This is a genomic window from Colwellia sp. 1_MG-2023, from assembly GCF_030546755.1.
In the GTDB taxonomy this organism is placed as follows: Bacteria; Pseudomonadota; Gammaproteobacteria; order Enterobacterales; family Alteromonadaceae; genus Thalassotalea_H.
In genome coordinates, this window is record NZ_JAUOPE010000002.1 from 73012 (window position 1) to 99813 (window position 26802).

The following is a 26802-nucleotide window of genomic DNA, read 5'->3' on the forward strand; positions in this document are numbered from 1 at the left end:
TTTCATGTTCCACAAATATTATTATTAACACTCTATAAACATCACGATTCAAACTCCCTTAAAGCAGAATTATCACATTTGTAACGCTTAAACCCATAAAACCGACCGCTTATCCCATAAAAATAGCAATAGCATCTATTTGCATTTACAGTTAAAATCTAACTACTGTCGTTACATATGTTAAATAATTGTAGCAACAGATAGTGAAACTTGGGCGAGGATGGAACAATGATATCACTTGGTAAAACTATACTAATAACTGGCATATTAACGTGTGCAGTTGCTAACGCGACCAATAATAAAAGCACTCCAATAAATGTCGATGTTATTCAAAAGAATAAATTAATGTTTTATGTGCCAAAAGTAGCAAGTGATGGCGCTAAATCAATTATGATTGAGACTAAAAAAATAGCTTATTCACATGATAACTTTGTCTTGCCTAAAGTGTCTTCAAAAAAAGTAACCTACAAAGGCTGCCAATCTAAAAAGAAGAACGAACTTTATGAACTATCTGCCATTTTCAACGATAAGTTACAAATGTTCTTGTCTTATATTGATGACTCTAAAAGTTTTAACGTTGCCGAAAAGAAAGACTCATCGAATGATTTAAATATCAACAGTAACGTTCGAATTTACTAATATTGTTACTTTTTCATTTCGCCTGAATTAACAAAATCAATTCGAAAAAAAACCGTTCAATCGAACGGTTTTTTTACATCTTAATCAAGTAAGCCCTTTGGTTTAAAATTGATAACCATTACCTTTTTCTAGCAATTTTGCGACATTGATTTTATCCGCAGCACAATCACTAATATCTTGTTTACTAAAAACATAAATTTTATCTTTATAACGACGCGCTTCTTTTTCACCCGCTGACTTAATAATCAAACTCACGTTTTCATTTTTAGGTACAGCCCTTAAACCATTGCCATAAAGGCAGAAAGTATCGACTAATGCCGTGGTTAAACCTTGATAATATTTAACACGTTCCTGCTCTTGAGCGAGTTTTTTTTCTTTTTGTTTTTTACTTAAAGCATTCGACTTTTCAGAAAGTTTTAAACGTTCTTTTTCTATCTCTTTTTCCATTGCTTTAAGCTTTTTCACTTCCGCTGCTAATTCCTCTTTTGAGCCTTCATCAGCGCGACGCATTTGATATTCTATATCACGCTTTTCACGTTCAAGATCTCTCACTTGGTAAGCTAAATCACGTTGCTGATCTCTTAACTCGCGGGATAACTCTCGATCGTTATTCAGTGAATCAATAGCACGCTCATAACTTTCTGCCGCTATTTCCATCGCATTTGAAACTTGTTCACTGATGTTTTCTTGAAACTCTTCGTCATGAGACATTTCAACAATTACCGAGTTAGCTATTTCTGCTGTAGGAGGTAATGGCGCAACCGGCGGTAAATCAGGCATAACAAAATCAAACTTATAATTACCCCAATTATGTGATCGAGAGCTTGAATTAATCGTAAAAACAACGCCCTGCCCTTTTAAGTATGTACTTTCCACACTGTTTATTTTTGAGCTTTTTCGCCCTTCTTGAACAGCAACAGATGAGGTAATAATCTTACTCATAATATTTAATTGCTTATGCATGGTATCAAATTCATTGCTACTAGCATTGCCAGTAAAAGCGATTAATAAAGCTGAAACTATGGGGGTAAACTTCTTCATGGTGATTATTCCTCTGTTGTCCAATCTGCAGGTGTCGGCTGCAAACCAAGATTAGGTAAATTTCTATCTAAACGATTATCTATTTGAGTTGTGCGATATTTAATTGCCTGTTCTAACTCTTTAAATTTCATTGTTTGCTCGAATTGTTCATCGGCACGTTGCTCATTAATATATTTAATAAAATCAGTCATATCTTCTTTGCGCTCTTGACGTGAAGCACCTAAGACATAAGTAGCTAATTGAAGATTACTTTCTTGCTGTTTAACTTTTATATCTGCGGCATAGTTAGCAAGAATAACTTGTTGTTCACTGGCAAAGGTTTGTAGCTTTTGATCGACAAGCTGTGCCAGTCTTTCATCTTGACTCGCTTGATTACTTTTTTGGTAATTGTCAGCAAAGCTCAACATCACACCTTCAGGTTTAACAACTAATTCAACTTTCAATAACACTAATGCGATGGCAAAACATGAGAAAGCAAATGACATCGCGGGTAAAGCGCTCCATTGCCACCAAGGTTTTTTCTCCGACTCAAACATTGAGGCTCTATCCCAATGGGGTACTTCGAAATCAGTTGTAATATCAGCATGATGAGCAAGTTTGCTTGCCGTTTCCATTCGCGCTTGCCATTGGCTGTCTTGCTCGAACTCAACTTCATTAATGGCTTTATTTTTTTGGCTCGTTTTCTCTGCTAACCACTGAGCAAATTTTTGTTCCTGGTCGGTATCTTTACGTTCAGACATAATCCAACTCCAAATGATCTTTTAATTTATCAAGTGCGCTATAAAGTCGCGATTTAGCGGTATTTATCGATATTCCCAATTGATATGAGATATCTTCAAACGTTGCATGTTGAAAAAACTTTAACTCAACTACTACTTTTTGATTAAAAGGTAAAAGTTGTAACGCTTTTTGAATATCTTGCGCTTGTTGTCCAGAAGAAAAAGTAAACTCTGGACATGCACTATCATCTACTTCTTCTTGTTCCGGTGTATCATCTAAAGATTGCATTGGCTTTTTTCGACGATAAAACTCAATACATCGATAATGAGCAATCTTAAAAATCCAGCCTTTAAATGGACTATCACCACGAAAAGAAGACAAATTTCGAAAGACAGCGACAAAAACATCCTGCATTAAATCCATCGCATCTTCTCGATTACTCACCATTCGCATGGTGTAATTGAATAAGTGCTTTTCATAACGCTTAACCAAGGTGATCCAGGCTGATTTTTTCCCGCTAAGCGCTTGCTTTACTAGCGTTTCATCGCTTCGTTCAAACACGCAATGTCCTATTGTTTTTGTTAAATAACTCGTTCGTTATTATTAAAGTAGAGTGTGAAGAGCAAATAGTTTGAAAATATTTACATTTATTTTGAAATACTTTTACTTTAAAAAGTGTGAATACATTTAAGACATATATCAAGCAATTAAAAAGTACCGTTCTTGTTCATTATGTTATCAATAAAAATTACCATAAATAACAATTACCTATAACGAAAAACCAACAAACACACGAAAGAATAAATTATAATAAAAAACCTGTATTCTTGAAGGAAAAAATACGATATTGTTAGCCGATATTTTTTTCAAATAAAGGTGAAAAATGGTCACAGCATCAGCACGACATATTCTTGTCGACACAGAAGAGCAATGTATAAAGTTAAAAAATCAAATAGAATCAGGTAGCGATTTTGCCGAAGTTGCCAAAGAATATTCTAATTGTCCATCAAAAATGCAAGGTGGAGCTCTTGGTTCATTTGGTCGAGGACAAATGGTACAAGAATTTGAAGAAGTGGTCTTTAGCGCTGAACTTAATAAAGTACAAGGACCTGTTAAAACGCAATTTGGTTATCATTTACTCGAAGTCACTAAAAGAACAGACTAACATTCGGTTAACCATTCGAAGTTAGTGAGAATCCATTCATAGTTCTTCAACGTGTTAATACAAAATGCCATTTCTATTTCTTAAGTAGTGGCATTTTAATTCCTTTTAAACTTGCCAAAATACACTAAGCTGCTCTAATGCCTACAACAAACACTTGAAAATATTATCAATAAAAGTGAGAAAATTTGTAGTTAACAATATATCCCCAAAATTATTTGATCCTTCACGATTTTCATCAATACTTTCATCATGACAAAAAAGGTTAATAATCGATAAATCCAATAATTGGGTATCGATCTATGATTCTTTTTTTAAGTTGTAGTTACCTTAAAAACAATATAAAGCAAATAACTACATTTACTTTCACATATAAATTTCGTGAATAGTGCGTATTAAAGCAAATGATTTATGTCAGGTAGGAAATAAGGTAAACTAGGGGGATAAATTATCCCCTCGTTAAATTTATATTAGCATATCAATCCTAAAGAGAGTATTAAATGAGTCTTTATTTAGAATACATCAAAGAAATTGAAAATCGTAAAAATGAGCTAGGCTTAGCGCCTAAGCCAATTGATAGTGCAGACCTATTATCAGAAATTATTTCGCAAATTAAAGATCAAAAAAATGAGCACAGAGAAGACTCATTAAAGTTCTTCATCTACAACACATTGCCAGGTACAACAAGTGCCGCAGGTGTTAAAGCAGAATTCTTAAAAGAAATTATTTTAGGTCAAGAAGTTGTTGCAGAAATTTCAGCTGAATTTGCCTTTGAATTGCTTTCTCACATGAAAGGTGGTCCTTCAATTGAAGCACTGCTTGATTTAGCACTTAGTGATGACGCATCAGTATCTGCACCTGCATCTGATGTTTTAAAAACTCAAGTATTCTTATACGACGCTGATACAGCTCGTCTTGAAGCGGCTTATAAAGCAGGCAACGCAGTTGCCAAAGATATTTTAGAAAGCTACGCACAAGCTGAATTTTTCACAAAATTGCCTGAAGTGAAAGAAAAAGTTGAAGTAGTAACATATGTAGCAGGTGTAGGTGATATTTCTACAGATTTATTATCTCCTGGTCACCAGTCTCATTCTCGTGCAGACCGTGAGTTACATGGCCAATGTATGATCACGCCAGAAGCACAACAAGAAATCGTTGCCCTTCAAAAACAGCATCCTGGCAAGAAAGTTATGCTAGTAGCTGAAAAAGGCACGATGGGTGTAGGTTCTTCTCGTATGTCGGGTGTAAACAACGTTGCACTTTGGGCAGGTGAGCAAGCGTCTCCTTATGTTCCATTTATCAACATCGCCCCAGTTGTTGCCGGTACTAACGGTATCGCACCTATCTTCTTAACAACCGTTGATGTAACCGGTGGTATTGGTCTTGACCTTAAAAACTGGGTTAAGAAAGTAGACGCTGACGGTAACACAGTTACTGACGAAAACGGCGACCCGGTTTTAGAAGAAGCATACTCTGTTGCAACTGGCACAGTGTTAACAATTGATACGAAAACCAAGAAGCTATACAACGGCGATAAAGAGTTAGTTGACGTATCTTCTGCATTCACTCCACAAAAAATGGAATTCATGAAAGCAGGCGGTTCTTACGCGGTAACTTTTGGTAAGAAATTACAAACATTTGCAGCTGAAACCTTAGGTGTACAAGCGCCAGCAGTTTATGCTCTTGCAAAAGAAGTTTCTCATGAAGGTCAAGGCCTTACAGCCGTAGAAAAAATCTTCAACCGCAATGCAGTAGGCGTTGCTTCTGATGCGCCTTTACATGCGGGCTCAGACGTTCGTGTTAAAGTAAACATTGTTGGTTCTCAAGACACAACAGGTCCTATGACGTGTCAAGAATTAGAAGCAATGGCTGCTTCTACTATCTCAACATCAGTTGACGGGGCCTTCCAATCTGGTTGTCATACAGCTTCTGTATGGGACAGCAAAGCGAAAGCTAATACTCCTAAGTTAATGGCATTTATGAACGCATTCGGCGTAATCACAGCACGTGATCCGAAAGGTGTTTATCATTCTATGACTGACGTTATCCACAAAGTATTGAACGACATCACAATTGATGACCGTGCAATTATCATTGGTGGTGACTCTCATACCCGTATGTCAAAAGGTGTCGCATTTGGTGCTGACTCAGGCACAGTAGCGATTGCGCTAGCCACAGGTGAATCGGCTATGCCAATTCCAGAGTCTGTGAAAGTTACGTTTAAAGGCAACATGAAAAGTCATATGGATTTCCGTGACGTAGTTCATGCCACACAAGCGCAAATGCTTAAGCAATTTGGCGGTGAAAACGTCTTCCAAGGCCGTATCATTGAAGTACATATTGGTACTTTATTAGCTGACCAAGCATTTACTTTCACTGACTGGACAGCAGAAATGAAAGCGAAGGCTTCAATCTGTATTTCAAATAACGAAACACTGATCAAGTCAATTGAGCTTGCTAAGAGCCGTATCCAAATCATGATCAACAAGGGTATGGACAACGAAGCGGGCATGTTAGCGGGTCTAATTAAACTTGCTGATGAGCGTATTGCCGGAATCCAATCTGGTGAGCAGCCAGCATTATCGCCAGATGATAATGCTCAATATTACGCAGAAGTGCTTGTAGATTTAGATGCGATTGCTGAGCCTATGATTGCTGATCCAGACGTAAATAACGATGATGTCTCTAAGCGTTACACGCACGATGTTATTCGTCCTGTTTCATACTATAACGGTAAGCCCGTTGATTTAGGTTTTGTTGGTTCTTGTATGGTACACAAAGGCGATATGCAAATCATCGCACAAATGTTACGTAACCTGGAAAAACAAAATGGTGCCATCGAATTTAAAGCACCGTTAGTTGTTGCGCCACCAACATACAATATTGTTGATGAGTTAAAAGCAGAAGGCGATTGGGAAATTTTAGAAAAATACGCTGGTTTCGTATTTGATGATACCAACCCTAAAGGTGCTGCACGTACTAAATACGACAATATCCTTTATCTTGAACGTCCAGGCTGTAACTTATGTATGGGTAACCAAGAAAAAGCAGAACCAGGCGATACGGTAATCGCTACTTCTACACGTTTGTTCCAAGGTCGTGTTGTTGCAGATACTGCTGAGAAAAAAGGTGAGTCTTTACTAGGTTCTACGCCATTAGTTGTACTTTCAACTGTATTGGGTCGTTTCCCAACTATGGATGAGTACACAGCGGCTGTTGAAGGCATTGACTTAACTCGCTTCACACCACCAACTGAAGCAATGAGCACTAAATACACAACACAAGCTGTGCCGGTTACAGTCGTTTAATTTACAATAATTCGACTTACAAACGGTAAAGAAAACATAAGGGTTACTTCTCTATAATATGTAGGAGTAACCTTTTTTCATTGCTATTTTTTAGGACACTCTATTATCGCCTTTAAGTCAGGTTGAATATAGCTTTTAGCAACGTCCTTATCATAAAACCCTTCGACACCTTCTATTACTTCAAGTTTATAACCATACCCCTGGCACACATCTAAAGCATAACGTAATAAGAATGAAGAAAGTTGAGAAAATCGTGTCTGTTTTTTTCGATGAATTACAACTTGATAAACGTTTTCAGCTAATTGCTCTTGTTTGAATTGTAAATCATGATCAAAATCCCAATTATTTGAATCATTTTTCATCAATGTACAAGAAGTAATTTGTAAGCATAAAATTAACACAAAAAATCTCATCATCTATCTCTCCTCATCCTGTTTCAGTTTTAATAACTGCCTTTAAAGAATATAACACATTGCACACTTTCCATTACTTTTTCGGTAATTTAACAACTTTTTATATGGATTTTGTAAATATTTATATCACTTGCTCTAATGAATAAAGTAAAATACACCTAATTGACATACTTCATTTTGACGACAAAAAAGGAATATATTTAATGCGTCTATTTAATGCGACAAGACTTTGCCAAGCCATTTGTTTTACAACTTTATCGCTATCTGTTTCAGCAACGGAACAGCCAGATGCTGATTCTTTAGTAGGAAACACTTACCTTGGTGGACATTTAACTTATATCAAAACAGATTTAGATCGATTATTTACCACAGACAGCAAATCAGCTATCGATGGTGCAGCTGGGTTTGGTGGCGAATTTGGTTATCGTATTTCACCATTTTACGAAGCACGTTTATCGTTATCAAAGTTAAATATTGATACTGGCCATAAGGGTTTTGACGTACCATCAGGTTCAAGTACTGCTTTTGATTTATTATACTTTCCAAATAAAGCTAATTTTTATGTTGTTGCCGGCGCTGACTTTTTAGATATTGATCATTCAAATTTATCTGCTGATTTAGGCTTAGGTTATCGCCATTACCTGAGTGAGAACACCGCGCTTTATGTTGAAGGGAAAAGTCATTATCAATTAGATGATCATTATGTTGATTATTCTTCTAAAATTGGTTTTGTTTATTATTTTGGTACTAAGCCTGCACCAATTAAACGCGCTAAACCAGTTGCAGCCCAACCAACTAACCAAACAGTTGCCACGTCAAAAGACTCTGACTCGGATGGTGTTTTCGATTCAAAAGATCAATGTTCGAATACGCCAATGACTGATAAAGTTGATACCAATGGTTGTACTATATTTACTGAACAACAAGAAACGATTAACTTAATTGTTAACTTCGCCAATAATAAAAGTGATGTCGACGAGCAATATTTATCTGAAATTGCTCGCGTTGCTGATTTTATGAAGCAATATCCTCACGTTGATTTAACCATAAATGGCCACACTTCTTCTGTTGGGGAAGCTGACTACAATCAGCAACTTTCTGAAAAACGTGCTCAAGCTATTGTCGATGTACTAGTGAATAACTTTGCTCTAGAACAAAGTCGATTAACGGCAATTGGTCACGGTGAAGCACAATTAGTGAATGAAGCGAATACCCCTGCGGCTCATGCGCAAAACCGACGTATTCAAGCAAAAGTTCAAACCACTAAGAAAGTTGCGATAAAAAGATAATTTAACGCCACTAGCAAGCTTAATATAAAGCCAGCATTACGCTGGCTTTTTCAATTCAATAATATTGATTAATTGGGTAAGTGTTTTGATAAAAAAGCATCTAACTCACTAAAAGCTTTTAATCTATTTTCCGATTCATCTAAGTAATGGGTGCCATGCTTAAACTCTACATACTTTACCTTTAACCCTGCTGACTTAGCTTTATCGTAAAATTCTTTTGATTGATTTAACCTCACTTGAGTATCGTGCGTGCCATGCAACAATAAAATTGGGGCTTTAATTTTATTTAAATGATATATCGCTGAATTCTTTTTTAAAGTATCCGCTATTTCATCATTAGTAGGGTCACCAATAGTGTTTACTATATGGGCTCGAATACCACCTTCCCATTTATAATCTTTCTCAGCAAGCTCTAATAAATCACTGACCCCAGCAATGCTAATAATGCATTTGTATTTATCAGGTTGTTGAAAAGCAGCAGTCAACGCTGCATATCCGCCATAACTGTAACCAGCGAAACACGCATTTTCTTCATCCACTAAATTTTTAGCATGCAACCATTGTATACCGTCATAGAGATCCTCTTGCATTTTCTGTCCCCATTCGTGATAACCAGAAGTTTGGAAATCAGAACCAAACCCTCCAGAGCCTCTATAATTGACTTGTAATACCGCAAAGCCTTTATGGGTAAAAAACTGTACATAAGGATCGAAGTATTGGTAATCTCGAATACCTATCGGTCCACCGTGAGGCCATATAATTAATGGTGGTTTCGTTGCCATATTTTTAATTGGCATAGTCAAATAACCGCTTAATGAAACACCATCTCGTGCCTCAAAATTTATCGGTATAACATTCGCGAGCGGCTGATTTTCAAGATAAGGATATTGGCTGAACCATAGGCCACCTTTTTTATTTTCTAGATCTAACCAAAAAAACTTTGTCGGACTATTATCTTTTGCTGCGAAAATAAGCAATTTAGTATCATCTTTGTTTTTACTGTAAATATTGGTATAAAAGCCTTTGAACGTATTATTTACAATTTTTGCTAATTGGTTATTTTTTTCTGAAAAATAATGATCTTGACGGAAGTGTTCAAAATACGTGGCACCGATAATTTCATCACGATCGGTATTATAAATAACATTATTTACATCGTATTTTTCATGACCATAAATTAGCTTAGTATATTCTCCATTAACAATATCGTATTCCCACAGTGACTTTCGACGAGTTTCATGATCCGTTAACACAATCAATTTATTGCCTTCAATAGCGATAGGTAAAAAAGTTTCTCCTTCAAAAGCTTTTTGTTTATGCAATAACTTCCAATCATCTTTTTCGGTGTTTCGGTGCCATATCGTTCTTATTTCGGGGTCTTCTTTGAGGGAGCCATAACCAAAGGTTACTTCATCGTTTTCATTAACTACCCAATTAAACACGTTATATCTGTTCGCAAATAATTTAGTAAACTGACCATCGTAAACATTTACTTTATAGACAACCTGAGCCTCATCTCTCACATCATACATTTGTAATAAAACATGCTCTTTATCATCTTTAAGTAATGACACTAAATTAATATCCGCCATCGCTCTTTTTTCCCAAGGAGCAAGGTCTTTAACGACCTTTGTTTTCAATTCACGTATTTCTTTACCATCTATTCCAACAGAAAAAATACGATTCATTCTAAAATATCTATTGACTATTTTTTCAGAATAACTGGCTGAAATAAGTAGCCTATTATTATTTGCCCAATAAATATTTTCGATCCTATCTTCAGATTTTCTCAGTTGAACTAGCGTAGAAATTTCAGTTGAAGCAAACTCGCTTAACACTACTTTAGGGCCATCTTGCGAATTAAAGACTGACGCAATGTATTTACCATTGGGTGAAACAGTAGGTGATTCGAGCATAGGTAAATGACCGAATTCTTTATAAGTTAAGGGGGTGTTTTTTGCAAAAGCAACGGCTGACATCAATGCCATCACTACAGTTATGTATATGATATATCTCATATTCTTCCTTGAATAATTTAAATGTATTAACATATTAAAGTTAATAAAAGTAAAAAGCCAGCGTAATGCTGGCTTTTTAAATCATCTTTTATACAGTATTCATTACTTTTTCTTTTTAACGGCTTTAGCGTTAGGTAAATCAGTAATTGAACCCTCAAAAATTTCAGCGGCTAAACCAATTGATTCGTTTAACGTTGGGTGAGCATGAATAGTTAAACCAACATCTTCAGCATCAGCGCCCATTTCAACCGCTAAACAAATTTCGCCTAGCATTTCACCAGCATTGATACCAACGATAGCACCGCCAAGTACTCGGCCAGTTTCTTTTTCGAAGATCATCTTAGTTTTACCTTCAGTACGTGCTGATGCAATAGCACGACCAGAAGCAGCCCACGGGAAGTTGGCAACTTCAATATTTAAACCTTGCTCTTTCGCTTCGCGCTCAGTAACACCAACCCATGCCATTTCAGGATCAGTATATGCAATTGAAGGAATACAACGTGGGTCAAATACGTGTTTCTTACCAGCGATAACTTCAGCAGCAACATGTGCTTCATGAACCGCTTTATGTGCAAGCATAGGTTGACCAACTACATCGCCAATGGCGAAAATGTTGTTTACGTTAGTACGTAATTCGTTAGAAACATTAATGAAACCACGCTCATCTACATTTACGCCTGCTTTATCAGCAGCCACTAAGTGACCATTGGGCTTACGGCCAACGGCAACTAAAATCTTGTCATAACGAACTTGTTCAGCAGGAGCATTTTTGCCTTCAAAAGTCACGTATAAACCGTCATCTTTTGCGTCAACAGCAACGACTTTAGTAGACAACATGATGTTGAATTTTTTCTTGTTGAAATTGGTGTAAATTTTAACGATATCTTTATCAGCAGCTGGCACTAATTGGTCAGCAAACTCAACTACTGACACGTTAGAACCTAAGGCACTATAAACAGTTCCCATTTCTAAACCAATAATACCACCACCAAGTACTAACATTTCACCCGGTACGTCTTCTAATTCTAGAGCGCCCGTTGAATCAATCACACGTGGGTCATCGTTTGGAATAAATGGTAAGTCGATTACTGAAGAACCACAGGCGATAATTGCATTATCAAACGTAATAGTCGTCTTGCCATCAGCGCCTTCAACTTCAATAGTTTTATCAGAAGTGAATTTACCAAAACCAGTAACAGTTTTAACTTTACGTGCTTTAGACATACCGCCTAAGCCACCAGTTAATTGTCCAATAACGTCTTCTTTCCAACTACGAATTTTATCTAGGTCAATTTTAGGTTGACCAAATGTTACCCCATGAGATGCCATAGCTGCTGCATCATCAATAACTTTAGCTACGTGAAGTAATGCTTTTGAAGGAATACAACCAACATTTAAACAAACACCACCTAATGTAGCGCGACTTTCCACTAAAACTACATCTAAACCTAAATCAGCGGCACGAAATGCTGCTGAATAACCACCTGGACCTGCACCTAAAACGACTACTTGAGTTTTAATTTCGTTACTCATGCTAACCTCAATTACCTTGTTGTTTTGTCACTTACCACTTTAATTACAACATTAAGCAGCAAATATAAATTTTTATGATTTTTCTGGGCGAAATTTTACTTAAACTCGCACCAAATCGCTATCTTTAATCGTATCTTCTTTGACCAAAGTAGTAAAAAGTGAGAAAGATTGTCTCATTCTCACTTTTTTTATCACTACTTTTACAAGATTAATTTACGAATATCGCTCATCACACCTGCTAAATGTACCGTAAATCGTGCTGCTAACGCTCCATCAATCACACGATGATCATATGACATAGATAACGGTAACATTAATTTAGGTTCAAAATCTTTACCATTCCATTTAGGTTTCATTTCAGATTTAGAAACACCTAAAATAGCGACTTCTGGCGCATTAACGATTGGCGTAAATGCAGTTCCACCTATGCCACCTAAACTTGAAATAGTAAAACAGCCACCTTGCATATCAGCCGCTTTTAATTTTCCTTCACGTGCTTTAATACTGATTTCAAGTAATTCACGAGATAATTCATGAATACCTTTTTTATCAACATCACGTACCACAGGAACAACTAAACCATTAGGCGTATCTACAGCGACACCAATGTGAATGTATTTTTTCAAAATCAAACTTTCACCGTCTTCACTCAAACTTGAGTTAAATGTTGGGAAAGTTTTCAGCGCATCCGCTGCTGCTTTTAAAATAAAGACTAAAGGCGTAATTTTAAAACCAAGCTTTTGCTTTTCACATACCACATTTTGCTCTTTTCTGAATGCTTCAACATTAGTAATGTCAGCTTCATCAAATTGCGTTACATGTGGAATAGTGACCCAGTTTTTATGCAAGAACGGGCCAGATATTTTTTGAATACGTGATAATTCTTTTGTTTCAATTTCACCAAATTTAGAGAAATCGACAGGCTTACTTGCAACAACTTGTAAACCACCACTACCGCCTGCTACCGAATTAGAAGCGCTTGCTTTAGGACGAGACAATTCATATTTAACAAAAGATTGCACATCTTCTTTTAAGATACGGTTTTTATTACCTGTACCTTTCACTAAGGTTAAATCTACACCAAACTCACGAGCTAAACGACGAATAGAAGGTGAAGTATAAATTGCTCCTGAAGATTTCACACCCGATTGAGGATGATGAGGAACAGGCGCAGCTTTCTTTTCAACCGGCGCAGTAGTAGCTTCAGCTTTAGGTGCTTGTGCAACTGGTGCAGGCGCAGCAGGTTGTTCAATTGCCGCAGGAGCTCCACTGTTAGTTTCTAATTTAATCACTAACGAGCCCTGCTTAACTTTATCGCCCGTAGCCACTAATACTTCTTTCACAATACCGGCATGTGAAGAAGGTACATCCATGGTTGCTTTGTCAGTTTCTAAGGTAATTAAACCATCTTCTTCTGCAATTTCATCACCTACAGCAATTAAAACATCAATGACATCTACTTCGCCATCTTCACCAATATCAGGCACTACAACATCAATCACTTCACTTCCGCCAGTAGCAACAGGAGCTGCGGCTGGAGCTTCTGCAATGGGTGCTGGCTCTGCGGGTGTTTCTACTACAGGAGCTGGCTCAGGCTCAGCAGCTGGCGCTTCTTCAGCTGAACCGCCCGCAACTTTCATTTCACCAATTAAATCACCTTCTTTGATTTTGTCACCAACGGCAACATTTAACGCCGTTAGTTCACCTGCAACGGGGGCAGGAATATCCATAGAGGCTTTATCCGTTTCAACTGTAACAATACCTTCATCAGCTTCTAAGGTATCGCCAACGGCAAAACAAATTTCAATTACTTCAACTTCGTCACCACCAACATCTGGGACTAGTATTTGTTGAATATCAGACATAATAATTCTCCTAGTCCTTATTAAGCGTAAAGTGGGTTAAGTTTGTTTGTGTCAATATCAAAACGTTTGATCGCTTCTGAAACCACCGAGTGCTTAATTTCACCACGGTTAGCTAATTCAAATAATGACGCAACAACAATGTAAGCTGCATTCACTTCAAAGTGACGACGTAAGTTTGCACGGCTATCACTTCGACCAAAACCGTCAGTACCTAAACAACGATAATCTGTATCAATAAAGGCTCTAACTTGATCAGAATATGACTTAACATAATCAGTTGCTGCAATAGCAGGACCATTTTCTTTCGTAATAACCGTACTGATATAAGGTACTTTTTGTTCAGCTTCAGGGTTAAGCATGTTTTGACGAGTCACTTCTTGTCCGTCACGTGCTAATTCGTTAAATGAAGTTACAGAATAAACATCACTTGAGATATTGTATTCAGCACTCAAAATCTGTGCAGCTTCACGAACTTGCAATAAGATAGTTCCTGAGCCCATTAACTGAACATTCGCAACGGCTTTCTTCGCCGCTACAGTTTCAAGTTTATAAATACCTTTGATGATTTCATCTGCGATATTACTATCTTCAGGTAAGGCAGGATGTTGATAGTTCTCATTCATTAACGTTAAGTAGTAGAAAATATTTTCATTATTTTCGTACATACGACGTAATCCATCACGCACGATAACGGCAACTTCATAACCATACGTTGGGTCATAAGTGACACAATTTGGAATTAATCCCGCTTGAACATGTGAATGACCATCTTGATGTTGTAAACCTTCGCCATTAAGCGTTGTACGACCTGCGGTTGCACCTAATAAGAAACCACGCGCTTGTGAATCACCCGCCGCCCAAGCTAAATCACCCACACGTTGGAAACCAAACATTGAGTAATAAATATAAAATGGGATCGTTGTCGCGTTACAAGTTGAATATGAAGTACCTGATGCAACCCAAGAAGCCATTGCACCTAATTCATTAATCCCTTCTTGTAGTACTTGACCTTTCTTATCTTCACGATAATAAGCCACTTGATCCGCATCTTGAGGAATATATTTTTGACCTTCATTCGCGTAAATACCTACTTGGCGGAATAAACCTTCCATACCAAACGTACGTGCTTCATCAGGAATAATTGGTACGATACGTTTACCAATTTTCTTATCTTTTAATAAGCTATTTAAAACACGAACAAACGTCATGGTTGATGAAACTTCACGCTCACCAGAGCCTTTTAAGATCGCATCAAAAGATTTAAGCGGTGGAATCTCTAACGTTTCTTCCGCTTGTTGACGACGTGCAGGTAAAGAACCACCTAATGCTTCACGGCGCTCTTTCATGTACTTGTATTCAACGCTATCTTCAGGGAATTTGTAATATGGTAAATCACCAATATCTTCATCAGCAATTGGAATATTAAAACGATCACGGAAATATTTGATCGACTCAACGTCCATTTTCTTAACGTTATGCGCAATATTTAAACCTTCGCCAGCAGTCCCTAAACCAAAACCTTTTACTGTTTTAGCAAGAATAACCGTTGGACGACCTTTAGTTTTCATTGCTTTATCATAAGCGGCATATACTTTAACTGGATCATGACCACCACGGTTTAAACGCCAGATGTCTTCATCAGACATGTTGGCAACCATTTCAGCCGTTTCAGGATACTTGTTAAAGAAGTTTTCGCGAGTGTATTTACCGCCTTTCGCTTTACAGTTTTGGTACTCACCATCCACTGTTTCATTCATCAACTGCAATAATTTACCTGAAGTATCACGTGCTAATAAAGCATCCCAATATGAACCCCAAATAACTTTAGTAACTTCCCAGCCTGCGCCACGGAAAGTACCTTCAAGTTCTTGAATAATTTTACCGTTACCACGAACAGGGCCATCAAGACGTTGTAAGTTACAGTTAATGATAAACGTTAAGTTATCTAACCCTTCACGAGACGCTAAACCAATAGCACCTAACGATTCTGGCTCATCCGTTTCACCGTCACCAAGGAAGGCATAAACACGTTGACCAGAACAATCTTTAATACCGCGATCGGTTAAATACTTTAAGAAACGCGCCGTATAAATAGCTTGTAATGGACCTAAACCCATAGAAACGGTTGGGAATTGCCAATAGTCAGGCATTAAATGAGGATGAGGATATGAAGATAGACCACCACCATCAACTTCTTGACGGAAGTTATTTAATTGCTCTTCAGTTAAAGCACCTTCAAGGAAAGAACGTGCATAAATACCTGGAGAAATATGGCCTTGAGCAAAAATAAAATCGCCACCGTCTTCTGGTGAAGCCGCTTTAAAGAAATGATTAAAACCAACATCGTAAAGCATCGCTGATGAAGCAAAAGAACCGATATGGCCACCTAGTTCAAGATCTTTCTTAGACGCTCTTAATACTAATACTAACGCATTCCAACGAATAGCTGCACGAATACGCGCTTCGATTGTTTGGTCGCCAGGCATATGTGGTTCTTGTCCTGGAGGAATAGTATTCACATAAGCAGTAGTTGCATCAAAAGGTAAATGAGTGCCACTACGACGTGCATGGTCGATTAATTTTTCTAATAAAAAATGTGCGCGTTCTGGACCTTCATTTTCTAAAACCGATTCCATTGATTCTAACCACTCTTGGGTTTCTAATGAATCAATATCAATGTTTGGGAATTCAGACATAATTACTTAGTCTCCATTCTTTCGTTAGTTAAGGTAAATAAGGTGTAGATTAAAAAGTACTAATTAGGTATCAAACCACCTTAATCTCTTTAATCTACCTATTCTTGTTAGGTTCTTAGAAAATAAATAAAAACCAGTTTCTTTTTATCAAATCTTTTGCATACGTCTCATTGAACGTTGCATACGACTTTGTTCTTCCGTTAAGTTCAACAATACTTCTTCAATAAAAGCTAAATGTCGATGGCTTGCCCCCCAAGCTTTTTGAGGCTGTCCACTTACAATAGCGTCTAGTAAGCGCGTTCTATACTCAGCAATTTTCGCGAATATATCAGGGCGTTGAGCCAAAATTGTTAAGTTTTGTTCAATATTATCGATAACAATTGAAGACATGCTTCTAGCTAAATGCAAAATCACACCATTGTGTGAAGCTGAGCAAATTGCTAAATAAAATTCATAGACCGCTTTCGCTTCCTCACAATAATCATTATCAAGCTGAGCATTGCCAATCGCTTCATGTTTACTTTTAATTTCATCAAAATCGGCAGCCGTGCCACGCATCGCAGCATAATAAGCTGACATTCCTTCAATACCATGACGAAACTCTAATAAATCAAACTGCGATTCATTACTTTGAGCCATCAAATCAAAAAGAGGATCAGAAAAACCTTTTAAAATTTGTTCACTGACAAAAGTGCCACCGCCTTGTTTGCGTGTCACTAAACCTTTGGCTTCTAATTTTTGAATGGCTTCGCGTAATGAAGGGCGGGATACATCAAATTGAATGGCTAATTCGCGTTCGGGGGGTAATTTTTGTCCGGCGATTAAACTACCTTCCAAGATCATCGCTTCCAGTTGTGACTGAATCACATCTGAGAGTTTTGCTTGTTTTACTGGTTGTTTAATATTCGCTAAAACCATAGTGTAAATCTTTACCTAATTTGATAAATATCCTTTTAAAAACAAGTAAAATACTTGCGGTCAATTGGTATTACCATTGTAAAAAGTGACGTAAAAATAACAAAATATTTTGATTTTGTAAATAGAACATAGTTCAGCTGACTAAAAAAACAACTATAAACGGGTAGGTAAAATAGCTTTTATTGCATGAAAGAAGTGGCTTATACAGGATTAAAAAGAGTAAAAACAGTGAGAAAGCCGCAACTTTAAGGGATAGAAGTTACGGCTATAAGGTTAAGAAAAATATTATAATTTAGCTAATAACCCCAGTAAGAATAAGCAATGCAATAATGGAAAAGCATAATAATAACGAGCGTTTCGCTAGTCGAACTAACAAACATGGCTCAGCAGTACAATCGTTTACGTCAATCATAAAATCTTCCGATTTCTCGGCAACATCAATTAATACATTATGTGGTAATTTTCCTACATCAAAGAAGTTTTCCAACCAAACCGGTAAAGCTCTTGAAAAATGTCCTACTAACATATAACCAAAAGCAAGCATCCGAACGGGCAACCAATCTAACCAAAATAATAATTGCTGATTTAAATCACTGACTTTACGTTCATCTTCACTACTTTGTTGTTCATTGGTGTGTTCAGAAGTATCAGCAAGGTTTGCTTCATTACTACTAACGTCAGATTCAGCTGTGGTGTTTTTCTCACTGTCTTTGTCTTCACTTGCTTCATTAAGTTTACTAAGCAATCGATAAAATAAAGCGCCTGGCGCACCAAAAATGACAAAGAATATCATTATCGCAATAAAGTAGCGGTAATTAAGCCAAATTAACATTTGACCAAACCCCATATCAGGCAAGTTTTTATCTTGTAATAATTGCCTATGGTGCATATCACATGTAGTTGTTTCCCCTCGAAAAGCAGCCATTAAATATTGCTTATAAATATCACGAGTTTTCACACAACCAAAACACAAGATCAATATTACGGTAGAGACAATGAGATGAATTAAACTATTATCGACAATACTTAATAGAAAATAACAAGCAATGACAGGTACAAGTATAAAAACACTATTGGCTAATATCGACTTGCTAGGCGAGCCTAATGCTAAGTAACGTTTAAATAAGGCATGATAACGAGAATAATATGAAGAAAACTGCCAAGCAGAAGAAGATAAATAGCGTTCTGCCGCTAAAGCAATAAGTAAACTAATTAGGCTCATGTTTATTATCCATCATTGTCATCAAAATTTATTATATTAGCATCTTGTAAAGCAAGAAAGTTACCGAGTTTTCGTCAAGCCATTCTTTACGAATTGGCTATTTTACTCTTATCATTTGTTGATATTTTTGCCAATCAAATGCATCACCTGGATCTGTTTTTCTCCCCGGGGCGATATCACTATGACCAGTAATATTATCTGTTATTAAAGGATAAGCTGTAATGAGTGATAACGTTAACTGACTAAGCTGTTGATATTGCTCGTCAGTATAAGGAATATCATCGGCGCCTTCCAGCTCTATTCCTATAGAAAAATCATTACATTTTTCTTTGCCCTGATAACTTGAAACACCTGCATGCCACGCTCGATCATTAAAAGACACATATTGGATTATCTGACCATCACGACAGATAAGACAATGGGCGGAGACACGCAATTGATAAATTTCTTCAAAACTAGGGTGAGCTTTAGGGTCTAACTTACCTAAAAATAAATCGCTAATATATTGACCACCAAATTGCTTTGCCGGTAGTGAGATATTATGGATAACTAGCAATGAGATTTCAGCGCTATCACAGTGTTCACGTTGATCATAATGAGGTGAAATACATTTTTCAGCCTGCTCTAACCAACCTTGTTTAATAGTCATAACAGTGTCAGATCGAGTAATTGTTGGTTTAGGCATACAAATCGCACAATAAATATTGATATACTCACTATCATACTGTTTGAAAGTGTTTAATCAAAGTCAAGGTTAGCAAGTGCAATGACAAAACATACAAAATGTGTAGTACAAACCACTTTATTAATCGATAGTAAGGAAACTTGAGTTCATGTCATCTCAACCAGAAATGAGTACCAACAAAATGGGTAAAATATTTATCTGGATTGCATGGTTGATTGTTCTAGGATTATTAGTCTTTGTCTTTCAAGATATTTTAGAAAAGCAATGGAACCCTAATGCCCAACCTGAGTATCGTCTCACTGAATCAGGAAAAGCAGAGGTTCGTTTATTACAAAACAAACATGGTCATTATGTTACGCAAGGGAAAATTAATAATCAAAACGTAACATTTTTACTTGATACGGGCGCGACAAATGTTTCTATCCCTGCTCATATTGCTGACAAGCTTCAATTAACTGGTGAAGGCAGTCATATCGCTCAAACAGCCAATGGCAATGTCAGAGTATTTAAAACAACTTTAGACCAGCTCAATATTGGTAACTTGTTTTTGTATAATATCAGCGCAAGTATTAATCCTGGTATGAAATCAAATGAAATTCTATTGGGCATGAGCGCCTTAAAAAAGGTAGAATTTAGTCAATCAGGAAACTTACTCATTTTACGTGAGCGATAGTGTTTTACTCTTTACAAAATTATTAAGCGAAAATTTAATGACCACTTCTCAACATTCAACAGAACTTCAACACGATATTGAGCAAACCGTTGCTTGGGCATTATGTGAAGATCTTGGCGTTCGTAAACCGACCGAAATAACCAACAGCTTAGATATTACTGCCGAATTAATCCCCGCAGACAACTTAGCAGTAGCGAATATTATCAGCCGTGATGAATGTGTGATCTGTGGTGTTGAATGGGTAAACCAAGTTTTTTTACAACTAGATAAAGCCTTAGGTTTTACTGGTCAACAAGCAACAAAAATTACTTGGTTTGTTAATGATGGCCAAGTGGTTAAAGCCAATACCACGTTATTTGAATTATCAGGTAATGCACGCATCTTACTTACTGGTGAACGTAGTGCTCTTAATTTCTTACAAACCTTATCAGGCACAGCAACCACCACTCGTAAATATGTTGAATGCTTAGCTGGCACCACCACTAAATTACTTGATACTCGAAAAACCGTCCCAGGTTTACGTAGTGCGCAAAAGTATGCGGTTAAGTGTGGTGGCGGAGTAAATCATCGTATTGGTTTATTTGATGCTTTCTTAATTAAAGAGAACCACATTGCCGCCTGTGGTGGTATTGGAAAAGCTATTTCAGCCGCAAAAACCAATCACCCTTCGATTACGGTTGAAGTTGAAGTTGAAAGTATTGATGAATTAACGCAAGCACTTAATGCACAGGCTGACATTATCATGTTAGATAATTTTACCCCTGCCATGATCGAGCAAGCCGTCGCATTAACGGCCGAAATTTCACAAGGTAATACTAAGCTTGAAGTTTCCGGCAATATGACCATAGAAACATTAACCACTTATGCTAAAGCAGGGGTTGATTTTATTTCATCAGGTGCGTTAACAAAACATGTTAACGCCGTTGACCTTTCAATGCGTTTTGTTTGATCTAATTATTTCCAACTAAAACGGACTAATCATTTAAGATTAGTCCTGCTGCTTTCTTATTAGTTTATCTTTGATTATCAAACAATCTTCCACTCATTCATCATTTAAGCGCTTTAAAGAATCATTAGATCTTTAAAAAATTAAATTTACTGTCATTTAACGATCATCAAGCGTTAATATTCTGTTAAAAATCAACCTTATTTTGCTTAAAAAAGGGCTTTTTAGATAAAAATTGAAAAAAATTCAAAAAAAATCGATACAAAATTTTACATTTCACAAATTTTGTCGCAGTATGAAGTCAGCCCCCGTAATTAGAGTATGGATTTAATTATTATGAAAAAAACATTACAAAACTTAGCAACAGCAAAAACTAACAAAGGTTTTACATTAATTGAATTGATGATCGTGGTTGCGATTATCGGTATTTTAGCCGCGGTAGCATTACCGGCTTATCAAACTTATACATCCAAAGCAGCCTATGCTGAAGTAAAATTAGCAGTAACACCTTATAAAACAGCAGTTGGTGTTTGTGTTTTAACTAACGCTATTGCTGATTGTGATTTAGGTACGAATGGTATTCCTGCAACTACTACATCTCAGGCTGTAGCAAGTGTTGCTGTAGCAAATGGTGTGATTACTGTTACTCCAAATGTATTTAAAGGAATCGCTGCTGCAAATACATATGTTTTAACACCTACAGGCGGTGTAACAGTTGGTGCTCCTATCACTTCTTGGGCAGAAACTTGTAATGGTAATGCAACCAACCCAGCTCTTTGTTAATTTTATAAACTAAAATAAACAAAATTGAAAAGCTCCTTTTAGGAGCTTTTTTAATTTTTAAACAACTGTTTTTCTTTGTGTACAAAAATGCGTTACACTGTTAACGTTACTATTAAATTGAGTACAACCAAGACTTTATGAAAGGACTACACCAACAATCTAGTTTGTTATCAGCGTTATCTAAGCATAATTTAGTGTCTCCTGAGCAGCTAGATGAAATTAGTGCTGATTTTATTCAGCAAAAAAAACCTTTTGTTCGCTATCTTGTTGAAGATAAAAAATTTAATGCCCAAAATATTGCTAGTATCTTATCGCGTAGTTTTGGTTATCCATTAATTGATTTACAGTTTTTCGATACCAGTCTTGTACCAGACGGCATCCGCAACGAAAAACTGATTAGAAAGCATAATGCGCTGCCACTTTTTTTACGTGGCAAAGTGTTATTTGTCGCGATGTCTGATCCAACCAATTTAGATGCACTTGAAGAAATTCAATTTAATACCGGCTTTACCACTGAATTAGTATTAACTAACGAACAAAGTTTACATGCCTGTATTGATAAAGTATTAGAAGAAGAAAGCGACGCGCTAGACATCAGCGATATTGATACTGAAGAACTTGCTGGCATTGATGTTCAAGAAGAAAGAACAGATGAAGACAATGAAGGTGCCACCGGCGGTAAAGAAGATGCGCCTATTGTTGTTTATATTAATAAAATACTGCTCGATGCTATTAAAAAAGGTGCCTCTGATTTACATTTTGAACCTTACGAAAAATCTTATCGTATTCGTTTTCGGGTTGATGGTATATTAACCGAAGTCGCAAAACCGCCTATTTCATTATCTTCTCGCATGGCTGCGCGCTTAAAAGTCATGTCTAAACTTGATATTGCTGAGCGCCGCGTACCGCAAGATGGTCGTATAAAATTAGCCTTGTCAAAACGTAAATCTATCGATTTTCGTGTCAGCACCCTACCCACTATGTGGGGTGAAAAAATTGTAATGCGGATATTAGATTCTTCAAGTGCAATGCTTGGTATTGATATGCTAGGTTATGAAGCTGAGCAAAAAAAAATCTATATGGACGCCCTCGCCCAACCACAAGGCATGATATTAGTGACAGGCCCTACCGGCTCAGGAAAAACAGTATCACTTTATACCGGTTTAAATATTTTAAATACTCAAGAGCGAAATATATCAACCGCCGAAGATCCGGTTGAAATCAATCTAGAAGGTATAAACCAAGTACAAATTAATACCAAAGCGGGCTTAACTTTCCCTAGTGCGTTACGCTCATTTTTACGTCAAGATCCAGATATCGTGATGGTGGGTGAAATTCGAGATCTAGAAACCGCTGAAATCGCGATAAAAGCCGCACAAACGGGTCATTTAGTATTATCTACCTTACATACTAATTCTGCCGCTGAAACTTTAACTCGTTTGCTCAATATGGGCGTACCTTCATATAACGTTGCTAGCTCTGTCAGCATTATTATTGCTCAGCGACTTGCACGCCGATTATGCACTCAATGTAAAGCAGAAGAAGTTATCCCTGAAGCAGAATTAATTAATCAGGGCTTTCCGCAAGATAAAATCGGCCAATTTACATTATTTAAACCTGTCGGCTGTGAGCAATGTACCGGCGGCTATAAAGGCCGGGTCGGTATTTATGAAGTCATTAAAATCGGTGAGCAAGTTGCCAATATTATTATGGAAGGCGGAAACTCATTAGATATTGCCGCACAATGCCAAAAAGAAGGTTTTGATAATTTAAGACAATCAGGCATTAAAAAAGCCATGCAAGGTATGACAAGTTTAGAAGAAATTAATCGAGTAACAAATTCATAAACGCACTATTTTTTGAATTTGTTTACCTAGGAAAACGAATTATTAATATAATTTACCGACATAAATGTAATTAATAAGTTAGGGGTTTATATGGCAGTTTCAGCTTCGGCAAAACAAAAAATGGCTACCGTAAAAGAGCTCGATGTCTTTCAATGGCAAGGCGTGAACCGAAAAGGTAAAAAAGTCTCCGGTGAACTTTCAGCAGCCAGTATGCTGGAATTAAAAGCACAATTAAGAAAACAAGGTGTCACGCCTGGCAGAGTTAAGAAAAAAGCAAAACCTTTATTTGGCTTAGGCGGCGATAAAGCCATTACTGCAGCTGATATCGCAGTAATTACTCGTCAAATCGCTACTATGTTAACCGCTGGTGTGCCTTTAGTGCAATCAATTGAAATGATAGGTAAAGGTCATAGTAATGGCAACATGCAAAAGCTGTTAGGGGATGTGGGGATTAAATTACAATCAGGTATTCCTTTATCGGAATGTTTGCGTGAACACCCTAAATTTTTCGATAGTTTGTATTGTGATCTCGTTCAATCAGGGGAGCAATCGGGCGCGCTTGAAACCATTTATGATCGTATTGCAACTTACAAAGAAAAAGCAGAAGCGCTAAAAGCAAAAATTAAAAAAGCAATGACCTACCCAATTGCCGTTTTAGTGGTAGCAGCGATTGTTACTTCCATATTATTAATATTTGTCGTACCTGTTTTTAAAGAAATATTTGACAGCTTTGGCGCTGAATTACCCTCATTTACATTATTAGTTTTAGCTATCTCTGAATTTATGCAATCCTATTGGTATCTTGGCTTAGGGATTGTTATAGCCGCTATATATTTATTCAAAAAGGCTCACTTAAACAGCCAAAAATTTCGCGATAGTGTCGATAGAAAAATACTAAAACTACCTGTTATAGGTGATTTATTAGAGAAAGCCGCTGTCGCACGTTATGCCCGCACGCTTTCAACGACTTTTGCTGCCGGTGTGCCGTTACCCGATGCCTTAGAGTCTGCTGCCGGGGCCTCTGGTAATGCTGTTTTTCGCGATGCTATTTTAGAAATTCGCTCAGAAGTTTCTTCAGGTATGCAAATGAATTTAGCAATGCGTAATTGTAATATATTTCCTGATATGGTCATTCAAATGGTGGCCATTGGTGAAGAATCTGGCGCAGTTGATGATATGCTAGCCAAAGTCGCAACAGTGTACGAGCAACAAGTAGATGATGCCGTAGATTCATTGACGAGCTTATTGGAGCCAATGATAATGGCGGTTCTCGGTGTAGTTATTGGTGGGTTAATAGTTGCTATGTACTTACCTATATTCCAAATAGGTATGGTCGTTTAACCTGCGCAAGTATACTGTGGCGATAATGCTTCGCCACCTTTTTTCCGCAATTTTCAAATAACTTTTCAAGTAGGTTCCTCGTGTTTTCAGATGTTATTACCACCTTTGAGTATTACCCTTTAAGTTTCTATATAACAGTAGTTATTGTTGCTTTAACCATAGGTAGCTTTTTAAATGTCGTTATTTTTCGCTTTCCAAAAATGTTAGAACAAGGATGGTATAAAGAATGTCGAGAATTTCTGGCAGACGAAATTAACGATTCTCCTGAAAAAGTGCAACCACTAATTACGCTTTCAAAGCCTAATTCAACCTGTCCACATTGCCAGCATGAAATTCGTTATTATGAAAATATACCTGTACTTAGCTGGTTGTTTTTAAAAGGTAAATGTAGCCAATGTAAAACGGCAATTTCCATCCGTTATCCAATTATTGAAAGCGCAACCGCTATATTAAGTTTAGTTGTAGCCCTTCATTTTGGCGTCGCCCCTATCACCTTTTTTGTTTTAATCTTAACTTGGGGGCTAATCTGTTTAACCATGATTGATTATGATCATATGTTATTACCTGACCAGTTTACTTATCCTCTTTTATGGTTAGGCTTACTCATTAATATTGATGGATTAATTGTTCCCTTAGATCAAGCTGTTATTGGTGCTGTGAGTGGTTATATGAGCCTATATACAGTCTTTTGGTTATTCAAATTAATCACCGGAAAAGAAGGAATGGGGCATGGTGATTTCAAATTATTAGCAGTGTTTGGCGCTTGGATGGGCTGGCAATTATTACCTTTATTAATATTAATGGCTTCTGCAGTCGGTGCCGTTATTGGCATCTCATTAATGGTATTTAAAAATCACGCACGTGAACAAGCGATTCCGTTTGGCCCCTACTTAGCAATGGCTGGCTGGATTTGTCTATTATGGGGTGAAAATATTTGGCAAAGCTATTTAAGCTACATAATGCCTTAAAAAAACTAGGTTTTGACGAGTGAGCAAATGGCGAAATACATTGTAGGTTTAACCGGTGGTATTGGTAGCGGCAAAACTACCGTATCGAATATGTTTGCAGAATTAGGCGTTGAAATAATTGACGCAGACATTATCGCTCGAGAAGTTGTCGCTCCTAACAGTCTAGCCCTTAAAGAAATCGCTCAACATTTTGGTCAAGAAATTTTACTGACCAATGGTGAATTAGATAGAAGCGCCTTACGAAGTAAAGTTTTTGCCGATGATGAAGATAAACGTTGGTTGAACGCATTATTACACCCGTTGATCAGACAATCTATTTTAATGGCATTATCACAAGCCGCTGGGCAATATTGCATCTTATCAGCACCTTTATTGCTTGAAAATAATTTACACGTTTTAGTCAATACAGTGCTAGTGGTGGATGTATCTGTTGAAACTCAGCTAAAACGAACTTGTCTTCGAGACAAGAGTAATCAGCAAGAAGTTAACGCCATTATCAACAGCCAGATAAATAGAGACCAACGTTTAGCTTTAGCTGATGATATCATTAACAATGAACGAGCTGACTTAGCATACGTGAGAGAACAAGTGATTTCATTGAATGCACGCTACCAAAGTCAAGCCAGCGCGGTTAATTCCTAATCAACAAACATCGACAAGTAAAAATATTAGCCATTTGTCAACTCTATAGGTAGTATAGAAATAATTACCTATTAAATCATTAAGCTAAAGCGT

Annotated in this window: 22 protein-coding genes; 11 read left to right on the top strand and 11 right to left on the bottom strand. The window is 37.0% G+C overall.

Translation table 11 applies throughout. From position 1 onward, the window contains the following. Window positions 1-228 precede the first annotated feature (228 nt). On the top strand, window positions 229-639 hold the full coding sequence (locus tag Q4493_RS02535; RefSeq protein ID WP_303449184.1) for a hypothetical protein: 411 nt from the start codon (window positions 229-231) through the stop codon (window positions 637-639). Window positions 640-741: 102 nt separating this feature from the next. Here the strand turns inward: Q4493_RS02535 and Q4493_RS02540 are convergent, their stop codons facing one another. Genes Q4493_RS02540 through Q4493_RS02550 form a run of 3 tightly spaced genes read right to left on the bottom strand, consistent with a single transcriptional unit; the run spans window position 742 to window position 2961 of the window. Next, complete coding sequence (locus Q4493_RS02540; RefSeq protein ID WP_303449185.1) at window positions 742-1680, bottom strand: hypothetical protein; 939 nt, start codon at window positions 1678-1680, stop codon at window positions 742-744. 5 nt (window positions 1681-1685) lie between these two features. Next, a complete protein-coding gene (locus Q4493_RS02545; protein WP_303449186.1) occupies window positions 1686-2420 on the bottom strand; it encodes a hypothetical protein in 735 nt (244 codons plus the stop codon). Beyond that, the gene (locus tag Q4493_RS02550; protein ID WP_303449187.1) at window positions 2413-2961 is read right to left on the bottom strand and encodes an RNA polymerase sigma factor; all 549 of its coding nucleotides are present in this window, start codon (window positions 2959-2961) and stop codon (window positions 2413-2415) included. The genes Q4493_RS02545 and Q4493_RS02550 overlap by 8 nt, the downstream gene beginning before the upstream one ends. Window positions 2962-3283: 322 nt before the next feature. On the opposite strand from Q4493_RS02550, the gene Q4493_RS02555 reads away from it, so the two are divergent. Beyond that, window positions 3284-3565: a peptidylprolyl isomerase gene (locus Q4493_RS02555; protein WP_303449188.1), complete on the top strand. Its 282-nt coding sequence runs from the start codon at window positions 3284-3286 to the stop codon at window positions 3563-3565. Window positions 3566-4062: 497 nt separating this feature from the next. Then, on the top strand, window positions 4063-6870 hold the full coding sequence (locus Q4493_RS02560; protein ID WP_303449189.1) for a bifunctional aconitate hydratase 2/2-methylisocitrate dehydratase: 2808 nt from the start codon (window positions 4063-4065) through the stop codon (window positions 6868-6870). A gap of 83 nt (window positions 6871-6953) precedes the next feature. Here the strand turns inward: Q4493_RS02560 and Q4493_RS02565 are convergent, their stop codons facing one another. Beyond that, window positions 6954-7286 carry a hypothetical protein gene (locus tag Q4493_RS02565; protein WP_303449190.1) on the bottom strand — a complete coding sequence of 111 codons (333 nt, stop codon included), beginning with the start codon at window positions 7284-7286 and terminating at the stop codon, window positions 6954-6956. A 200-nt stretch (window positions 7287-7486) separates the two neighbouring features. Here Q4493_RS02565 and Q4493_RS02570 point away from each other — a divergent pair, with 200 nt between their 5' ends. Then, window positions 7487-8572: an OmpA family protein gene (locus Q4493_RS02570; protein WP_303449191.1), complete on the top strand. Its 1086-nt coding sequence runs from the start codon at window positions 7487-7489 to the stop codon at window positions 8570-8572. A gap of 68 nt (window positions 8573-8640) precedes the next feature. On the opposite strand, the gene Q4493_RS02575 is transcribed toward Q4493_RS02570, so the two are convergent. The 7 genes from Q4493_RS02575 to ampD form a co-directional block, all read right to left on the bottom strand. Further along, on the bottom strand, window positions 8641-10590 hold the full coding sequence (locus tag Q4493_RS02575) for a S9 family peptidase (RefSeq protein ID WP_303449192.1): 1950 nt from the start codon (window positions 10588-10590) through the stop codon (window positions 8641-8643). 102 nt (window positions 10591-10692) lie between these two features. Beyond that, window positions 10693-12123, bottom strand: coding sequence for a dihydrolipoyl dehydrogenase (gene lpdA / locus Q4493_RS02580; protein ID WP_303449193.1), 1431 nt, complete (start codon window positions 12121-12123; stop codon window positions 10693-10695). Between the two features lie 200 nt (window positions 12124-12323). Further along, window positions 12324-13988, bottom strand: coding sequence for a dihydrolipoyllysine-residue acetyltransferase (gene aceF / locus Q4493_RS02585; RefSeq protein ID WP_303449194.1), 1665 nt, complete (start codon window positions 13986-13988; stop codon window positions 12324-12326). A gap of 20 nt (window positions 13989-14008) precedes the next feature. After that, a complete protein-coding gene (gene aceE, locus Q4493_RS02590; RefSeq protein ID WP_303449195.1) occupies window positions 14009-16684 on the bottom strand; it encodes a pyruvate dehydrogenase (acetyl-transferring), homodimeric type in 2676 nt (891 codons plus the stop codon). Between the two features lie 147 nt (window positions 16685-16831). After that, window positions 16832-17587, bottom strand: coding sequence for a pyruvate dehydrogenase complex transcriptional repressor PdhR (gene pdhR / locus Q4493_RS02595; protein ID WP_303449561.1), 756 nt, complete (start codon window positions 17585-17587; stop codon window positions 16832-16834). Between the two features lie 307 nt (window positions 17588-17894). Beyond that, the gene (gene ampE, locus Q4493_RS02600; protein ID WP_303449197.1) at window positions 17895-18824 is read right to left on the bottom strand and encodes a beta-lactamase regulator AmpE; all 930 of its coding nucleotides are present in this window, start codon (window positions 18822-18824) and stop codon (window positions 17895-17897) included. Between the two features lie 97 nt (window positions 18825-18921). Further along, window positions 18922-19509 (bottom strand): 1,6-anhydro-N-acetylmuramyl-L-alanine amidase AmpD, encoded by a 588-nt coding sequence (ampD, locus tag Q4493_RS02605; RefSeq protein WP_303449199.1) that lies wholly within the window; start codon window positions 19507-19509, stop codon window positions 18922-18924. A 148-nt stretch (window positions 19510-19657) separates the two neighbouring features. Between ampD and Q4493_RS02610 the strand changes: the two genes are divergently transcribed. The 7 genes from Q4493_RS02610 to coaE all read left to right on the top strand — a co-directional run bounded on the left by Q4493_RS02610 (window position 19658) and on the right by coaE (window position 26709). Beyond that, complete coding sequence (locus Q4493_RS02610) at window positions 19658-20182, top strand: TIGR02281 family clan AA aspartic protease (RefSeq protein WP_303449200.1); 525 nt, start codon at window positions 19658-19660, stop codon at window positions 20180-20182. A 37-nt stretch (window positions 20183-20219) separates the two neighbouring features. Then, window positions 20220-21131 carry a carboxylating nicotinate-nucleotide diphosphorylase gene (gene nadC / locus Q4493_RS02615; protein ID WP_303449201.1) on the top strand — a complete coding sequence of 304 codons (912 nt, stop codon included), beginning with the start codon at window positions 20220-20222 and terminating at the stop codon, window positions 21129-21131. 333 nt (window positions 21132-21464) lie between these two features. Next, window positions 21465-21911, top strand: a complete 447-nt coding sequence (locus tag Q4493_RS02620) for a prepilin-type N-terminal cleavage/methylation domain-containing protein (protein ID WP_303449202.1) — start codon at window positions 21465-21467, stop codon at window positions 21909-21911. Window positions 21912-22048: 137 nt separating this feature from the next. Then, window positions 22049-23758, top strand: coding sequence for a type IV-A pilus assembly ATPase PilB (pilB, locus tag Q4493_RS02625; protein ID WP_303449203.1), 1710 nt, complete (start codon window positions 22049-22051; stop codon window positions 23756-23758). Window positions 23759-23848: 90 nt separating this feature from the next. Then, complete coding sequence (locus Q4493_RS02630) at window positions 23849-25099, top strand: type II secretion system F family protein (RefSeq protein WP_303449204.1); 1251 nt, start codon at window positions 23849-23851, stop codon at window positions 25097-25099. An 80-nt stretch (window positions 25100-25179) separates the two neighbouring features. Then, a complete protein-coding gene (locus tag Q4493_RS02635; RefSeq protein ID WP_303449205.1) occupies window positions 25180-26067 on the top strand; it encodes an A24 family peptidase in 888 nt (295 codons plus the stop codon). 27 nt (window positions 26068-26094) lie between these two features. Further along, window positions 26095-26709 carry a dephospho-CoA kinase gene (coaE, locus tag Q4493_RS02640; RefSeq protein WP_303449206.1) on the top strand — a complete coding sequence of 205 codons (615 nt, stop codon included), beginning with the start codon at window positions 26095-26097 and terminating at the stop codon, window positions 26707-26709. The last annotated feature ends 93 nt before the right edge of the window (window positions 26710-26802 follow it).

Bases quoted from the DNA above. Each gene is read 5' to 3' on its own strand.
- Q4493_RS02535 (WP_303449184.1), top strand. From the start codon at position 229: ATGATATCACTTGGTAAAACTATACTAATAACTGGCATATTAACGTGT.
- Q4493_RS02540 (WP_303449185.1), bottom strand. From the start codon at position 1,680: ATGAAGAAGTTTACCCCCATAGTTTCAGCTTTATTAATCGCTTTTACT.
- Q4493_RS02545 (WP_303449186.1), bottom strand. From the start codon at position 2,420: ATGTCTGAACGTAAAGATACCGACCAGGAACAAAAATTTGCTCAGTGG.
- Q4493_RS02555 (WP_303449188.1), top strand. From the start codon at position 3,284: ATGGTCACAGCATCAGCACGACATATTCTTGTCGACACAGAAGAGCAA.
- Q4493_RS02560 (WP_303449189.1), top strand. From the start codon at position 4,063: ATGAGTCTTTATTTAGAATACATCAAAGAAATTGAAAATCGTAAAAAT.
- Q4493_RS02565 (WP_303449190.1), bottom strand. From the start codon at position 7,286: ATGATGAGATTTTTTGTGTTAATTTTATGCTTACAAATTACTTCTTGT.
- Q4493_RS02570 (WP_303449191.1), top strand. From the start codon at position 7,487: ATGCGTCTATTTAATGCGACAAGACTTTGCCAAGCCATTTGTTTTACA.
- Q4493_RS02575 (WP_303449192.1), bottom strand. From the start codon at position 10,590: ATGAGATATATCATATACATAACTGTAGTGATGGCATTGATGTCAGCC.
- lpdA (WP_303449193.1), bottom strand. From the start codon at position 12,123: ATGAGTAACGAAATTAAAACTCAAGTAGTCGTTTTAGGTGCAGGTCCA.
- aceF (WP_303449194.1), bottom strand. From the start codon at position 13,988: ATGTCTGATATTCAACAAATACTAGTCCCAGATGTTGGTGGTGACGAA.
- aceE (WP_303449195.1), bottom strand. From the start codon at position 16,684: ATGTCTGAATTCCCAAACATTGATATTGATTCATTAGAAACCCAAGAG.
- ampE (WP_303449197.1), bottom strand. From the start codon at position 18,824: ATGAGCCTAATTAGTTTACTTATTGCTTTAGCGGCAGAACGCTATTTA.
- ampD (WP_303449199.1), bottom strand. From the start codon at position 19,509: ATGCCTAAACCAACAATTACTCGATCTGACACTGTTATGACTATTAAA.
- Q4493_RS02610 (WP_303449200.1), top strand. From the start codon at position 19,658: ATGTCATCTCAACCAGAAATGAGTACCAACAAAATGGGTAAAATATTT.
- nadC (WP_303449201.1), top strand. From the start codon at position 20,220: ATGACCACTTCTCAACATTCAACAGAACTTCAACACGATATTGAGCAA.
- Q4493_RS02620 (WP_303449202.1), top strand. From the start codon at position 21,465: ATGAAAAAAACATTACAAAACTTAGCAACAGCAAAAACTAACAAAGGT.
- pilB (WP_303449203.1), top strand. From the start codon at position 22,049: ATGAAAGGACTACACCAACAATCTAGTTTGTTATCAGCGTTATCTAAG.
- Q4493_RS02630 (WP_303449204.1), top strand. From the start codon at position 23,849: ATGGCAGTTTCAGCTTCGGCAAAACAAAAAATGGCTACCGTAAAAGAG.
- coaE (WP_303449206.1), top strand. From the start codon at position 26,095: ATGGCGAAATACATTGTAGGTTTAACCGGTGGTATTGGTAGCGGCAAA.